10 protein-coding genes are annotated in these 15,216 nt (G+C 53.3%); all 10 read right to left on the reverse strand.

Translation table 11 applies throughout. The annotated features are described in order from the left end of the window. Nucleotides 1–6: 6 nt before the first annotated feature. Nucleotides 7–1,884, reverse strand: a complete 1,878-nt coding sequence (locus tag PI739_RS00380; protein WP_054080638.1) for a glycosyltransferase family 39 protein — start codon at nucleotides 1,882–1,884, stop codon at nucleotides 7–9. A 63-nt stretch (nucleotides 1,885–1,947) separates the two neighbouring features. Beyond that, on the reverse strand, nucleotides 1,948–6,579 hold the full coding sequence (locus PI739_RS00385) for a glycosyltransferase (protein WP_003365656.1): 4,632 nt from the start codon (nucleotides 6,577–6,579) through the stop codon (nucleotides 1,948–1,950). Continuing rightward, nucleotides 6,572–7,936: an ABC transporter ATP-binding protein gene (locus tag PI739_RS00390; RefSeq protein ID WP_003365654.1), complete on the reverse strand. Its 1,365-nt coding sequence runs from the start codon at nucleotides 7,934–7,936 to the stop codon at nucleotides 6,572–6,574. Before PI739_RS00390 ends, PI739_RS00385 begins: the two co-directional genes overlap by 8 nt. Beyond that, nucleotides 7,926–8,753 (reverse strand): ABC transporter permease, encoded by an 828-nt coding sequence (locus PI739_RS00395; RefSeq protein WP_003365652.1) that lies wholly within the window; start codon nucleotides 8,751–8,753, stop codon nucleotides 7,926–7,928. The genes PI739_RS00390 and PI739_RS00395 overlap by 11 nt, the downstream gene beginning before the upstream one ends. Beyond that, nucleotides 8,753–9,298 carry a dTDP-4-dehydrorhamnose 3,5-epimerase gene (gene rfbC, locus PI739_RS00400; RefSeq protein ID WP_003365650.1) on the reverse strand — a complete coding sequence of 182 codons (546 nt, stop codon included), beginning with the start codon at nucleotides 9,296–9,298 and terminating at the stop codon, nucleotides 8,753–8,755. Before rfbC ends, PI739_RS00395 begins: the two co-directional genes overlap by 1 nt. A gap of 693 nt (nucleotides 9,299–9,991) precedes the next feature. Then, nucleotides 9,992–10,903 carry a glycosyltransferase family 2 protein gene (locus PI739_RS00405; RefSeq protein WP_054080639.1) on the reverse strand — a complete coding sequence of 304 codons (912 nt, stop codon included), beginning with the start codon at nucleotides 10,901–10,903 and terminating at the stop codon, nucleotides 9,992–9,994. 41 nt (nucleotides 10,904–10,944) lie between these two features. After that, complete coding sequence (rfbA, locus tag PI739_RS00410) at nucleotides 10,945–11,835, reverse strand: glucose-1-phosphate thymidylyltransferase RfbA (protein WP_044309888.1); 891 nt, start codon at nucleotides 11,833–11,835, stop codon at nucleotides 10,945–10,947. After that, on the reverse strand, nucleotides 11,832–12,737 hold the full coding sequence (gene rfbD / locus PI739_RS00415) for a dTDP-4-dehydrorhamnose reductase (protein WP_054080640.1): 906 nt from the start codon (nucleotides 12,735–12,737) through the stop codon (nucleotides 11,832–11,834). The genes rfbA and rfbD overlap by 4 nt, the downstream gene beginning before the upstream one ends. Next, the gene (rfbB, locus tag PI739_RS00420) at nucleotides 12,737–13,810 is read right to left on the reverse strand and encodes a dTDP-glucose 4,6-dehydratase (RefSeq protein ID WP_003365638.1); all 1,074 of its coding nucleotides are present in this window, start codon (nucleotides 13,808–13,810) and stop codon (nucleotides 12,737–12,739) included. Before rfbB ends, rfbD begins: the two co-directional genes overlap by 1 nt. Before the next feature lie 305 nt (nucleotides 13,811–14,115). Then, nucleotides 14,116–15,216, reverse strand: coding sequence for a redox-regulated ATPase YchF (gene ychF, locus PI739_RS00425; RefSeq protein ID WP_003433722.1), 1,101 nt, complete (start codon nucleotides 15,214–15,216; stop codon nucleotides 14,116–14,118).

Genomic DNA, 15,216 nt, shown 5'->3' on the forward strand with positions numbered 1-15,216 from the left:
CCATAATCAGTAAGACGAACGACTGATGAACTCGCACACATCAGGCATGGCGAAAACTTTGAAGGTTGAGCTGACAGTATAAAGTTTCAAATCACATTTGTCGGGGCTTGACAAAGCAGGAACAGTGCCTTCATAGCCGCTGCGAAGGGCAGACTTGTTGCCCAACGCTGCAGCGACATCCGGTCGCTTGCCCTCGACTCTGAGTGCGCCCACAATTTTTCCAGCTTCTACAGCAATGATGTACTCAGGCAAGCCGTCTGTCTGTGGAGGAACACTCCATCCCCTAAGTATCCAGCCTTCTGAAGTTTTGCGAACTTCGTCGAGGGTGCCCATTGCGCGGACCTGTTCCAAGGGGGCTTTCAGGAAAAACTCCCCATTATTCAACGACAGCCGGTTTGCCAACTGCGCTGCACTGAGGCTGTCGGTAGCCGGTTTTCTGGACGCATTACTTTCTATAACAGCTTCGGTCACTGACTTTCCGATGGCCGATTTTTGGATGTTGCTCGAGCTAAGCGTGTTTTCTTTCCAAGCCGCCATATTTGTCCAGGCCATCCATATCACCACTGCGATGAGGCACTTCACGTGAAACTGGCTTAACCTGGCATTTCTAACAGACGAAGTAGCGTTTCTGGCACGAGCTCTGCTCATGGTTGCAAAAGCAATGAGCAGCGTCAGAAAAGGAATTGTCACGAACAGATATCGACCTTGCGGTTGAGGCAAGGAGTTCTGAGAGGCCAGCATACTGAGCAAAATAATTGACGGGAACAGACCCAGTATCATGATCAGCGGCAGCAGAAAATTCAGAAGAAATATCGGCTTGCTATCACGTGAATAAATACGAGCTGTCTGTATCGTTGCCATGATGACAATCGAGATGAACAATACTGCCGCGCCCATGTAATAGGTCGATGGTAAAAATATATTCATCCAGCCAGTGGTCGAAAAGTAGCTAGTCAATGTGAGGTTGAGCCACGGAATGACATTCTCCATGTTTAACAGATGCCCCGAGCACCGGATATAACAGGTCCCAAAGCCTGCAGCAGGGTTATTTTTATGCAGTGCAACAAAGTCGATCTGCCCGGAGATTCCGGAGATCTCCCCAAATTTAAGATAGGTAACAAGCAGCATGGGCAGTGAAACAATTACGGCAGCTGTTAGCATCGGCACAACGCGCTGTTTCAGAATTTTGTCTCTGAAAAAATGCTGCGCAGCGAGCATCACCACGACGAAAACCAAGGCAGGCAGCAAGTACAACTTCGCTAGAAACATCAGCCCTATCGCGCCGCCTAGCCATACGGCGGTCAATTTATTCGGTGCTTTCAGAAAACCCAGCAGCGCACTGATAAGCAGTGCAACGCTCATCAGTCCGTAGGCGTCACTGTTGAAATAAGAAAAAACAAAGGAGACCTGCGGTATCAGTGAGATGATCAGCGCTGCAAGGGCAGCTGCTTTTTTCGACATGCCTGCCCGGTTTGCGATACGAAACAAGGCGCAGATAAATACTGCGCCCAGTATCCAGTTAAAGCATCTTGCAGCTAGATAGCCCAGATCGCTCGGTAACATCCAGCTCAAGCTGTATGAACTGATCAGTGCACCAATGACGTGCGGGAATGGCAGACCGTGATACCAGAACTCACCTGGTTGCCAAGTGTATCCCGATATACTACCTGTAAACGCTTGAGTCGGCGCACTGGCTGCTGGCAGGGAATGGAACGATTTCAGGTATTCCAGCAAAAAAAAGTGCGTTGACTCATCAGGTGCGCCATTAAAGGCAATTCCCGCCGACCAAACCGACAGAAGGATGAAATAGGTAGTGGCCAGCACTCGTTGGTAACGAGTGCTGGACCAGCCTGTTTGATGATCTGAATGATTAGTTTGAAACACGGGTGACCCTTAAGGCTGCAGAAAATGTCACAGCGCTGTATTGAATGTTTTTGGCGACTGCGATCAATTTTTGAACCTTGGAGGCCAAGCCAGACCGAAATCTTCGTGATCAAGGGTTAAGTTCGGGCTGTAGGCGTAATCCACCTGGATGTTCGGCCAGCGATTTTTGATGTAGCGAATCTCATGTCCAAATCGTTCCTGTTTCTGAGGCGTGTCCTCCAGACCGCGCGTCGCCGATTCATGGTGGTACAACTCAGAGAAAGGTGTCCAGACGTTGAGATACCCAGCTTCCTGAACCCGTAAGCAGAAGTCCACATCATTGAATGCTATCTTCAAATGCTGCTCATCCAACCCGCCTACCTCATCAAAAATTGACTTTTTAATGATCAGGCATGCGGCCGTGACCGCCGAGAACTCCTGAATTAGCTCCGCTCTACAGAAATAGCCATGTGCACCTTTTGGAAGATACTTGTGTGCATGGCCTGCAACACCACCTATACCCACCACAACACCACCATGTTGGAGTCTGTTGTCTGGGTACCAAAGCCTTGCGCCTACCGCACCGACCTTCGGCTGCAAAGCAATTGACACCATCTCGCTGAGCCACTCAGGTGTAATCACCTCAATATCGTTATTGATGAGACCAATTAGCTCACCTTTGGCGATACGCACAGCACCATTATTGAGCGCAGAGTAGTTAAACGGCCCATCGTCTCGAAGTACGCGAATGTTTTCTTCCTGATCGATTTGAGCAAAGTATTCCAGCGATTCGGGATCGTCAGAGCCGTTATCAATCAGAATGATTTCGTAATTTTTGTACGTTGTCAGGCCTTTGATGCTGTCGATACACTGCTTGACCAATGCGTGAGCATTCCTTGTCGGTATGACAAGTGTTACAAGAGGCAGCGTTGTCGGCAGGTTGTAGTGCACGCGGTACTGTCCTGTAGGTAGCAACTCTGTCGAGCCAATCCGACCTTGACGCTCTAAATGCTCATCAAGAGCTTTAACTCCCGCCAATGCAGCATAAGGCTTTTCGTCGCCAGCCATGGCTGTACTGCCAGCGTGTATGCGCCAATGATAAAGCACTCGAGGAATGTGAATAATCTGGTCGCGTTTAAGTTTTTCTATGCAACGTAAGGCGAGGTCATAATCCTGAGCACCCTCGAAACCTACGCGGAACTGCCCGACTTCATTGACGAGATCACGACGATAGGCTCCAAGGTGACAAACCATATTTTGCGAACGAAACAGAAACTCGTTCCAGTCTGACTTGAAGTATGGCGAGCTACGGTTCCCTTCGGTATCAATCTTGTCCTCGTCCGAGTAGATCAATCCTGCATCTGGGTTTTCGCGAATGGTGCGAGCAATCCAGTAAAGCGCATGAGCAGGCAGAAGGTCATCATTGTCCATTAACGCAACAAAAAGACCTTTAGCGACGCCAAGTGCCGAGTTGCTTGCCTGCGAGATGTGGCCATTGCTGCCACGGAAAACAACTTTGATGCGCTTGTCTTGCGCCTTCAAAGATTTCAGGTACTCGATCACCGCAGGATTTGTCGATGCATCGTCAGCGAGGCACAGTTCCCAATTGGTATAAAGCTGTGAGCGCACGCTGTCCACTGCTTCACGCAGGAGATCCAGTGGTGGGTTATACACCGGCATGATGATGGAAATAAGCGGGTACTCAATCCAGCGATTCATGTGCTCGTTGATACGATTGATTTCGGCTTCGCCCAACGTGTCATAATATTGGACCCATCGAGAATAATCGTGTCGATCGGGCACTTCACGCGTTTCGCTTCCGACGAACGCATGTTGAGCTTCACCTTGAACCCAGCGAGCCTGTGCGATGACACCTGCGAGTCCCCTGAGACGCCACACTTGGTAGGCCTTCTTCGCTGTACTGGAAAGTCCGCCTCCTCGCTGAACAATCAGTGGAATCGACGCGGCAAGACGTTTTGCACGGAAAAATGACCTGGTTATCTTCCTCAGTGGGGCAGTGGCTTTCCAGCTGTACGAAGACTGCATCGCGATGATATGCAGGTTCAAGTTGTGAACATGCGTATCTTTGTCTACAAGTGCCAGACGGTGATTTTCCTGAGCTGCCAAAATCGCAATTTCAAGCTCTGTTAACTTGGCATTATGCTTCTCTTGCGCCTCTCGGGTAGCGGCATCAATATCCGCTAACGCCTGACGGTGCTCTGCTTGAACCTGAAGGTTTGCCGTCTCAAGATTTTCCATAGCAATACGGTGGTTTTCTTGAATCGCCAGATTTGCAGCCTCCCGTTCTTCCAGCGCGGCTCGATGGCTTTCCTGAGAGGCAAGCTGTGCAGCTTCGAACTCCTCAAGAGCCAATCTGTGATGCTCCTTGGCCGCTTGGTACGCAGCTTCAAGCTCTTCGAGGGCTAAACGATGCTCGTCTTGCACCGCCAGATTCTCAGCCTTGAGCTCTTCCAGAGCCAGGCGATGATTGTCCTCTAACGCAAGGTTCGCTACCTCAACGGCGTCTAAAGCTGAGCGGTCTTTAAGATTCAATTCCGATATAGACCCAAGCGCTAGCTTGAGCTCCTCTTCCTGTTGAAGGAGTCGCTCAGCGACCTGACCTTCCGTGAATAAAGTGAACGTAATCTGTATTTTGAACGACTTCCCGGCTAATAGCGAATTGAGATCAACCGGAAGCACGATGTGCGGGTCATCATCCAATGCCATGAACATTGTGCTGTCGTTCACGTCGTTAACGAATGTGGTGGTGCCCGCAGAGTCTAGAGATGCGCTGGCACTGTCACGCCATGACCATGCTTCCGAATTGGCGTCATAAATGGTGATTGCGTCTACCGAAAAAGATTGACGAATATTGGTGGGATCAAAGCGAAGTGCCGCGCATCGGTAGGTCGCTGGAACTGTGAACACTAAGGTCTGACGTCCATCGTGTACAAATTGACTTATCGTCCGCTCTTCTTTGAAGCCGCCCGCCGAATCACCTATATAGAGCGTCGCCACCCTAGGCGTTTTGTCTCCCAGGGATCCCATTTTCTGAATGGTCGCTTCTGGTGACCAATTAAGAAAACTCGCAGCTTCGCGACCGGTGACTTTTTCTTGGAACATGGCCTCTAGTAGCGCATATCGGTTCAGATCCTGCTCGTTGATCTCAAGGCCTGCACTGCCAATCAACTCAAGAATAAAATCACGCCTGTTGATCATGGTCATGCTTGGGTAAAAGGGTACTTTATTCGCTATCAGTAGCAGCAGGCCCCGCATTAGTAGATGGCCAAGCTCGACGCCTTCCTTCATCTCCCATTCGATATCGATGAGGTGTGGCTTGCCTTCACTGTCAATAATGATATTTTGTGCAACTGCGTCAATATAATGGCCAGGTAAACGAACGTCTACTTTGTCCAGTTCAGTAGCGCTTTCTTCAGCATCCAAGAGCTGGCTCAGGCAATCTAGATAGGTCTTCAGGAAAGGGGTAAACGTTTCAACTGACCAGTCTTTCGTTGTTGAGGCTTCAAGAAATTGCAGGCTGAGCAAGTTGCCTTTTGCGTAACCATGAGCTGCAGGAAGGATGAATCTGAACGGGGCATCACTGTCGTCTGCCGCTTCGATAGTGCTTAGACGTTGGTATTGGACTTCTATGCCTTCACTGGTATCGACGAAAACCGTTGCTTTGCAGTACTCTGCATTGCGCCCTGTACTGTAGTGATACGCTAGGACATTTCTGGGGACTGCATCGTACGGCTGGCATGAAGCGACGACTATAAACGAATTTGCGAGATCCATGCCCAGATGATTCTCGATCACCACCGGCCAAGCTTTTTCGAGGTTAAATGTAGTGGTCGATGGTAATTGTGGATCTTTCCGAGTGTTCTGGCAGGCCAATGCAGCAGCGTCGAAATTATCGGCTTTGAAACCGTTCTCTGTGATCAGGGAGTTGGGAATTTTGTAGTCGGGATAAGGCGATAAAAAGCTTGATGATGCAAAGCCAGCTAGGGCTATTAACTGATCTAGGCCCTTGCGGCCAAATGTCTTAGGCTGGCGGCCGACATACCGGCCCTCAATACCGTACATAGCGACACCAACGTGATCCTCTGGCGCGCCGGCAAAATATTTGAGGCCAAGTTGGTTCTCAATGGCAATAAACAGATGTCCGTCAGGTTTGAGCAGCTTTTTAACTCGTTTCAGCATCCCCAGTGCAGGATCTTCGTCATTGCTGAACATGCTGGCGTATTCGAGTACACCTATGAGCGTTACTACGTCAAATTGCTGATCAATCTTCAGGTCATCGAATCGTTCAGCAAGCACCGTGACGTTATTAAGATCACGTGTTCTGCTCGCTGCGATTGCAGCTCGGCGCGGGCTACCTTCCAGCGCGAGCACGTTAGCACCCACCTCACCGAGGTAGCGGCTGATCGCACCGCAACCCGCACCGATTTCGAGAACTGATTTACCTTTTAGAAGATGCTCGAATGGGCGAAAGATATTTCCGCGGGTGGAACTAAGGTGATAGAGCTTTGGCCAGTCGGTACAGTAGTGCGGAAGCTCGCTCGACAGCACGGAGACATCGCTTGCGTCACGAACGATCTTCGCCAGCTCATTTTCCGAGCTATCGCCGTCACTGTAGGCAATGCCCTGATAATCAGTCCGCACCCATACAGATGTGTCTGTATCACGGAGGTAGCCATATCTATCAAGCTCAAACATCAACAAGTACCGGTTCAATTTCCATGGAGGCCGCCAGGTCTATCAGGCCCAGAAGCTTCGGAGTAGGTTCTACGACGAAATGTATCGAATCATAGCGTCGGTCGTGAGGCACGATGTCCTCGCTTTGCCGAGAGGCGATACCGATGGAAATGAAGTAATCACCGGTCGCCAGCGCGTTTCTGAATTTCACTCGCGCTTTTGCCTGTTTGCCAGCGCTGCCGATCAGGCCTGTGCCCTCGCAATCCTGCATGTAAGAGTTGGTGCCGTATACGGTGACACCCTCTTTGGTCTTGATCGTAAAGCCGATAATCGGGTTGACCACTGTACGATTGAATTGCAGGGCCAGATCAAGAACGATTTCCTCGCCCGATTCAACGCTGTTGGGAAACTCCCTTCCCGATGCATTCATATGGAAGTCGAGCAGTGTTGCAGCGCCATCCCCCCAACGGTACTCATGAGGGTTATAACCAGGCCTGCTGGCGTACACGTCTTCATCAAAACGCAGCGCTATCTTGTCGGCTTCGACGGGTGCGGTTTCCACCCGCTCTGCTTCGGCGAGGTCCAGACTCTTGTCGGTGATAGGGCTCTTCTCACGCCCGAACAGGAGGTCCGTGTAGCGATTGATGACCGGGCGCGATTCGCCAATCATCTCGATCCTGCTCTTTTCCAGCAAAATCGCGCGATTACAGTGGGTGACCACTTGCTCGCTGGAGTGCGTGACGAGCAGGATGCTGGTGCCATTTTCTTTCAGCTGCCTGAGGCGCTCGAAGCACTTGGCCTGAAATCGTGCATCGCCGACGGAAAGTGCTTCGTCAACGACAAGGATTTCCGGATCGACCTGGGCCTGGACTGCAAATGCGAGGCGTACGGCCATGCCGCTCGAGTAGGATTTGACCGGCTGATCAAGGAACTCGCCAATATCGGCAAAGCCGGCGATCGCGTCAAAACGCTCGTCTACTTCGTCACGCGTCAGCCCAAGTACAGCAGCGTTCAGATAAACGTTTTCACGGCCGGTAAACTCGGGGTTGAAGCCCGAACCGAGCTCCAGCAGGGCCGCGACCCGGCCACGCGTGTGAATCTCGCCAACAGTCGGGTTCAATGTTCCGCAGATGATCTGCAGCAAGGTTGACTTGCCTGAACCATTGCGGCCGACGATACCAACTGTTTCGCCTTTGCCGACGTCGAAGCTGACGTCGCGCAGGGCCCAGAACTCCTTGCCATAGGTAGTGGTCGGCTGCCCTGACCAGCGCTGAATTCTAGGTACCAAGGCTTGTTTCAAGCGGTCGTGTGGCTTGTCATACGTGTAAAAACACTTCGAGACGTTTTGTACGCTGATAACCGGTTGATCAGATGACATCAGCGAATCCTTTACGTGTTTTTTGGAAAAACCAGAACCCCATGACAGCAATTACCGCGCCAATCACGATGGCGATACCCAGGCTGTCCCAATGCGGGAGGTTGCCGAACAGCAGTACGCTACGGCTCTCTTCGATAATGTAGGTAAGCGGGTTCATCTGCAGCCAGGGGCGATAGACTTCAGGAAGCGCCGCCACCGGGTAAAGAACCGGCGACAGAAACAGCAGAACGGTTGTCAGAACCGTAATGACCTGCGCGACGTCGCGCAAGTACACACCCAGGGATGCGAGAAACCAGCTGATACCCAGTGTGCCGAGAATGAGCGGCACCAGAATCAGCGGAAACAACAGCGCCGTCCAGAAAAGCGTGTGCGAGATCAACAGTTGTGCGATCACCAGCACAATAAGGCTGATGCAACTGTGGAAGAGCGCCGAACCCAAGGTGATAACCGGCAAAATCTCCAGAGGAAACACCACCTTCTTGACGTAATTGCTGTTACTCATCACCAAAGAAGGTGCTCTGTTCGCACACTCTGCAAACAAGCCATGCACGATCATCCCGACGAACAGCAGAATAGCGAAGCCGCCTTTGCCGGTATCGACTCCGACCCAACGCGCGCTGAAGATTTCAGAGAACACGAAGGTATATACCGCCAGCATCAAAACCGGATTGAAGAATGACCACGCCAGGCCCATCACCGAGCCACGGTAGCGCCCAATGACTTCTCGCTTGGTCATTTGCGAGATCAATGAGCGGTTGGTCCACAGGCTACTGACGAGCCGTAAAGGGCCTGCCGAGGGGGTTTTATGAGGGTTCATTAAGCGAACACCTCGGCGTCTTCGAATACGACGGCTTTCTGATCTTTAGCGGACAGAGAGGGCGCTTCGCCGAATGGCCAGTCGATGCCCACAGTGGTGTCGTTCCAGGCAAGGCTGCGCTCATGTTCAGGCGCCCAGTAATCGGTGGTCTTGTAAAGGAACTCGGCGCTTTCGGACAGTACAACGAAGCCGTGGGCAAAGCCTTCCGGAATCCACAGTTGTTTTTTGTTTTCGGCGGTGAGATGCAGTCCTACCCATTTGCCGAACGTAGGGGAGCTCTTGCGCAGGTCGACCGCAACGTCAAAGACTTCTCCGACGGTGACTCGGACCAGCTTGCCCTGTGGCTGTTGAATTTGGTAATGCAAACCGCGAAGAACGCCCTTCACCGAACGCGAATGGTTGTCCTGAACGAACGTTACAGAACGCCCAACGGCCTCTTCGAATGCCTTCTGGTTGAAGCTTTCAAAGAAAAAACCGCGATCGTCTCCGAAAACCTTGGGCTCAAATACGATGACGTCTGGAATGGCGAGGCGTGTTGCATTCATAGGTAACGTATCTCCGGGATGCTCATCAGGGTCTGCTCATAAGGCCCTGGCTGGGGCAGGCGTGTGTTGAAAAAAGCCTGCGCCATGAAATTTGATTGCGCCATTAAAACGCGTTTTACGATATCGAGGCTCATGGGCGTCGGGTGCGCCATAGACTGTCCACCTGGGCGGAAAATGTCTGCGCTGGATAAGGGGGGTAGTTCTGTTATGACTGGGGCGCGCGGGGCATGCATCGTCTATTTGTAGTTTTCCGACGTAGGTTCCGACGATGAGCAACACAAGGTCTTCATGGCAGGACGGTTTTACGAATTGAAGCGCGTCCGGTATCTGAGCTCATGGCCGTATGGGTGACTGGAGCCTTGTCATCCTTGGTTGGGCGGTACAAGTGACCCCACCTTCCGAGGCTGGTTCCGCTCACCCCGGTTACACCGGCTTCTTTGCGCTTTTGATACCGAAAACAAAGGCCTGCACATTAACATAAGCCGCCGCCGGAGAACATTCGGTGCCCAGCGAAATTAAGCGGTTTCGGTGCTGTGACCGATGCCTGGCCATGCGGCGGCTGAAGTCCTCTCTGGCTTTGGGCGCAGATGTTGAAAACCAGTATTTTCAGAAGGTTGCGATGCCTGACCACTGGTTTAATCAGGCTATATCGCTCTGGCTGGGCCTGATAGGGTACGAGTGGTTATTTGACGGTCAACGCTTGCTTAGCATTGCTGCCAGGCACGCAATAACGAAGAAAATCTTGTCTCGCGGTCTCCTGCGGCATTGCGGTGCCTTGAAAGCGAGTTTCAGGAACGACAGCCGCGTACTCCCGTGCTTCCCCGCAGTATGCAGTTGGTTGTTTCCGGTCAAACGGCCAATGAGCAATACCTGCCCGGCCCACCATCCGTCAGCAATCTTTTTCAGTCGACTGATGAGTGGAGCAAGTCCGGTATTGGCTCCAACCTGGTTGTTGGCATGTTGACGGTAGTCCATGCCGGAAACCGGATCGATAAGCCATCGGAAGCCGTGACTGCGAGCAAATGCGTAACAGTACCAGTCGTGCAGGCTGACGGCCTGAGCTGCATCCCAGTGGGAAAGGAGGGATGACTTGAAGGCATCTGCAAGCCGGCGATTCAACACATAGGTGCAGCCGGGGCCTGCAGCTTCGAACAGATAGTCCCACTGGACCTGAGGCTGAGCCTTATCCAGCAGTACGCGCTGACCATCAGGCCAGAATGCGGTGACATTGCTGGAATAGGCATCATGATGACCCGGCGCCAAAGCCGCTACGGCGCGCTGAAGCTTGTCCGGGTGCCAGATATCATCCTGATCTGAGAACGCTACGTAATCGAATGTCGAGAAGTCGACATCCCGGATCAAGCGAAAGAAGTTGCGTGACGCTCCGCCAAATCGTCCGGCAGGCGGCAGCAGGGAGATACTCGCATGGTGCTGAGCGTAGTCGGCACACCATGCTTCAGTGCCGTCCGTGGAGGTATCGACACTGATGAACACGCTGACGCAGACGTTTTTCTGCTTCAGGATTGAATCAAGTTGCGCCTCTATCCACGCCATACCGTTATAGGCTGCCAACAGCACGGCTACCGTGGGAAAAGCAGATGACATACTGTTCGCAGCCTTGCGGTATTGGATAGAGGTTTGCAGTCTTAGAACGAGCCCAGATCCAGCAACTTCTGCAGATACTGGCCGTAGCCGGTCTTCTTCAGCTTCTGAGCCTGTTCGCCCAACTGAGCGGCCGTGATCCAGCCGTTGGTGTAGGCGATCTCTTCCAGGCAGGCAACTTTCCAGCCCTGACGCTGCTCGATGGTGTGCACGAAATGGCTCGCTTCCAACAGCGACTCATGAGTACCTGTGTCCAGCCACGCAAAGCCACGACCGAGAATTTCTACGGTCAGGCTCTTCTGCTCGAGGTAGGCACGGTTTACATCAGTGATTTCCAGCTCGCCACGTTCGGAAGGCTTGATGCTCTTCGCGATTTCGACGACCTGGTTGTCGTAGAAGTACAGGCCGGTTACTGCATAGCTCGACTTCGGTGCTGCAGGCTTCTCTTCGATGCTCAAGGCGCGACCGGTTTCGTCGAACTCGACAACACCAAAGCGCTCAGGATCGGAAACGTGATAGCCGAAGACCGTAGCGCCGCTGGTCTGCTGGCTGGCCGAGCGCAGGTTGTCGGAGAAGTGCTGACCGTAGAAGATGTTATCGCCCAAAATCAGGCAGCAAGGATCTTCACCGATGAACTCTTCGCCGATGATGAACGCCTGTGCCAGGCCGTCAGGGGTAGGTTGTTCAGCATAAGTCAGCTGAATACCGTATTGGCTGCCATCACCCAGCAGCTTGCGGAAGCTTGGCAAGTCTTCTGGTGTCGAGATGATCAGGACTTCACGCATCCCCGCCAGCATCAGCACTGAAAGAGGGTAAAAAATCATCGGCTTGTCGTAGATAGGCAGCATCTGCTTGGATACGCCAAGGGTGAGCGGGTGCAGACGAGTGCCCGAGCCGCCGGCCAGGATGATGCCTTTACGATTAATGGTGGTCATTTGTTCAGAGTTTCCATGAGCATTCGGGCTACACCACTTTGCCAGTCAGGCAGGTGCAGAGAAAAATTGTGGCGCAGCTTTTCTGTGTTCAGACGCGAATTCAGAGGGCGTTGCGCGGGTGTAGGGTATTCGATCGTGCCGATGGGATTGATCGTTTCTACCGCCAGGGGTTCCCCGTTGGCGCGGGCCAAATCAATCACATACTGCGCGTAGGCATGCCATGACACTTCGCCGGCAGGTGCCAGGTTGTAGATGCCACAAAGCTCCGGCTTCGCCAGCGTTTGAAGCAGGGCTGCCGTTGCTATGTCGGCCAGCAACTCCGCACCTGTAGGCGCTCCAATCTGATCGGCGATCACATTGAGCGTCGGGCGATCTTTTGCAAGGCGCAACATGGTTTTGGCAAAGTTGTTGCCACGTGCCGCGTAAACCCAGCTGGTACGGAAGATCAGGTGCTTGCAGCCTGAGGCAGCGATAAGTCGCTCGCCTTCAAGTTTGGTTGCGCCGTAATAGTTGACCGGCGACACCGCATCGCTTTCTTTCCAGGCGGTGTCGCCCGAACCGTCGAACACATAGTCGGTCGAGTAATGAACCAACAGGGCGTCCAGCGTGCGCGCTTCTTCTGCCAGGACCTGGCTGGCCAGGGCATTGACCGTATGCGCGAGCTCGCGCTCTGTTTCAGCCTTGTCGACAGCGGTATAGGCTGCGGCGTTGACGATAACCTGAGGTTTCACGCTGCGAATGGTATTGCGCAGGCTTTCCAGGTCAGACAGATCGCCACAAAGGTCGCCATAGGCCGTCGATACGGTATGGCGGTCAAGAGCCACTACTTCACCCACTACAGCGAGTGAACGTTGCAACTCCCAACCCACCTGGCCGTTTTTGCCCAGCAGAAGAATCTTCATCATTTATCGGCGCGCGCTGTGTAGTTCTTGTCGATCCATTGCTGGTAGCTTCCGCTCTTTACATGAGCAACCCACTCGGGGTTATCGAGATACCACTGCACCGTTTTGCGGATGCCGGATTCGAAGCTTTCTTCCGGCACCCAGCCCAGCTCGCGCTGAATCTTGCTGGCATCAATAGCGTAGCGCAGGTCATGGCCCGGGCGGTCCTGCACATAAGTGATCAGGCTGGCATGCGGGCGATGGGCTGAGTCCGGACGCAGTTGGTCGAGCAGGGCGCAGACAGTGTTGACCACTTCGAGGTTCTGCTTCTCGTTGTGACCACCGATGTTATAGGTCTCGCCGATTTCGCCTTCGGTGACGACTTTGTACAATGCGCGGGCGTGGTCTTCTACGTAGAGCCAGTCACGAACCTGATCACCTTTGCCGTAGATAGGCAGCGGTTTGCCTTCCAGCGCATTGAGAATGATCAGCGGGATCAGCTTCTCGGGGAAATGGCACGGGCCGTAATTGTTGGAGCAGTTGGTCACCAGAGTAGGCAGGCCGTAAGTGCGGCTCCAGGCGCGTACCAGGTGGTCGGAGCTGGCCTTGCTGGCCGAGTAGGGTGAGCTTGGCTGGTAAGGGGTTGTCTCGGTGAAGAGATCTTCCGGACCTTCCAGGTCGCCGTACACTTCATCGGTGGAAATGTGATGAAAGCGGAAGTTGGCCTTGCGTGCTTCGTCCAGCTGGCTCCAGTAGCCACGCGCAGATTCAAGCAGGGTATAGGTGCCGATGATGTTGGTCTGGATAAACTCCGAAGGGCCAGTGATCGAGCGATCAACATGCGATTCGGCCGCCAAGTGCATCACGGCATCGGGCTGATGCTCTTTGAAAACCCGATCCACGTCTTCGCGGTTGCAGATATCGACATGCTCAAACGCGTAGCGCTCGCTTTGATCAGCTGACTGCAGCGATTCTAGATTGCCTGCATAGGTCAGTTTGTCGACGTTAACGACGGAGTCGGTTGTGTTGGCAATGATGTGCCGGATGACCGCCGAACCGATGAAGCCTGCACCGCCTGTTACTAAGATCTTCAAAAGAGTATCTACCTTGGGTTATGACAAGGCTCTGCCCGGTCCGTGGAAACAATCGCTAATCGGCTGCCGCCTTTCAGACATCTGCTGCGTTAAACGTGAATGTTTAAATGACGTGGATGAGCGACGGTTAAAAACGACATTTTACATAGAAAAACAGACATCCCCATCAAAAATTTGAGGGTGCCTGCGATAGGGTGGAGCGCTTGAGCATGGCCGTGCATAAAAACGCGAAAGCCCCAGATAATGGGGCTTTCGTGATAGGGGGATCTGCACTTGCCGAGATCCCGCCGGACGCTTCCTTTGGTTTACACGTTAAACCTGAAATGCATCACATCACCGTCCTTGACGATGTATTCCTTGCCTTCCAGACGCCACTTCCCGGCTTCCTTGGCGCCTGACTCACCCTTGAACTGGATGAAGTCGTCATACGCCACCACTTCGGCGCGGATGAAGCCTTTTTCGAAGTCGGTGTGGATCACGCCTGCGGCTTGTGGTGCGGTGGCACCGACACGGACGGTCCAGGCGCGGACTTCTTCGACGCCTGCGGTGAAGTAGGTCTGCAGGTGGAGCATTTCGTAGCCAGCGCGAATTACGCGGTTCAGGCCGGGTTCTTCGAGGCCCAGGGCTTCGAGGAACATGTCTTTTTCTTCGCCGTCATCGAGCTCGGCGATTTCGGCTTCGATCTTGTTGCAGACCGGCACCAGCATTGCGCCTTCTTCTTCGGCGATGGCGCGGACCACGTCCAGCAGCGGGTTGTTCTCGAAACCGTCTTCGGCGACGTTGGCGATGTACATGACCGGCTTGGTGGTCAGCAGGTGGAAGCCACGGATGGTGGCCTTCTCGTCGTTGCTCATGCTCTTCATCAGGCTGCGTGCAGGCTTGCCTTCGCTGAAGTGTGCAATCAACTGCTCAAGCAGGCCTTTCTGGACCACTGCGTCCTTGTCGCCGCCCTTGGCGTTGCGGGTGACCTTTTGCAGTTGCTTCTCGCAGCTGTCGAGGTCGGCGAAGATCAGTTCCAGATCGATGATCTCGATATCGCGCTTGGGGTCGACGCTGTTGGAAACGTGAATCACGTTCTCGTCTTCAAAGCAGCGCACCACGTGGGCGATGGCGTCGGTCTCGCGGATGTTGGCGAGAAACTTGTTGCCCAGGCCTTCGCCCTTCGAAGCGCCTGCCACAAGGCCTGCGATGTCGACGAACTCCATGGTGGTCGGCAGGATGCGTTTCGGGTTGACGATGGCTGCCAAGGCCGCCAGACGCGGGTCGGGCATGGCCACGATGCCGCTGTTCGGTTCGATGGTGCAGAAGGGGAAGTTCTCGGCCGCGATACCAGATTTGGTCAGGGCGTTGAACAGGGTGGACTTGCCGACGTTAGGCAGGCCGACGATGCCGCAATTGAATCCCAT

Origin of the sequence: Pseudomonas cerasi (assembly GCF_027983475.1) — a bacterium.
GTDB lineage: Bacteria > Pseudomonadota > Gammaproteobacteria > Pseudomonadales > Pseudomonadaceae > Aquipseudomonas > Aquipseudomonas cerasi.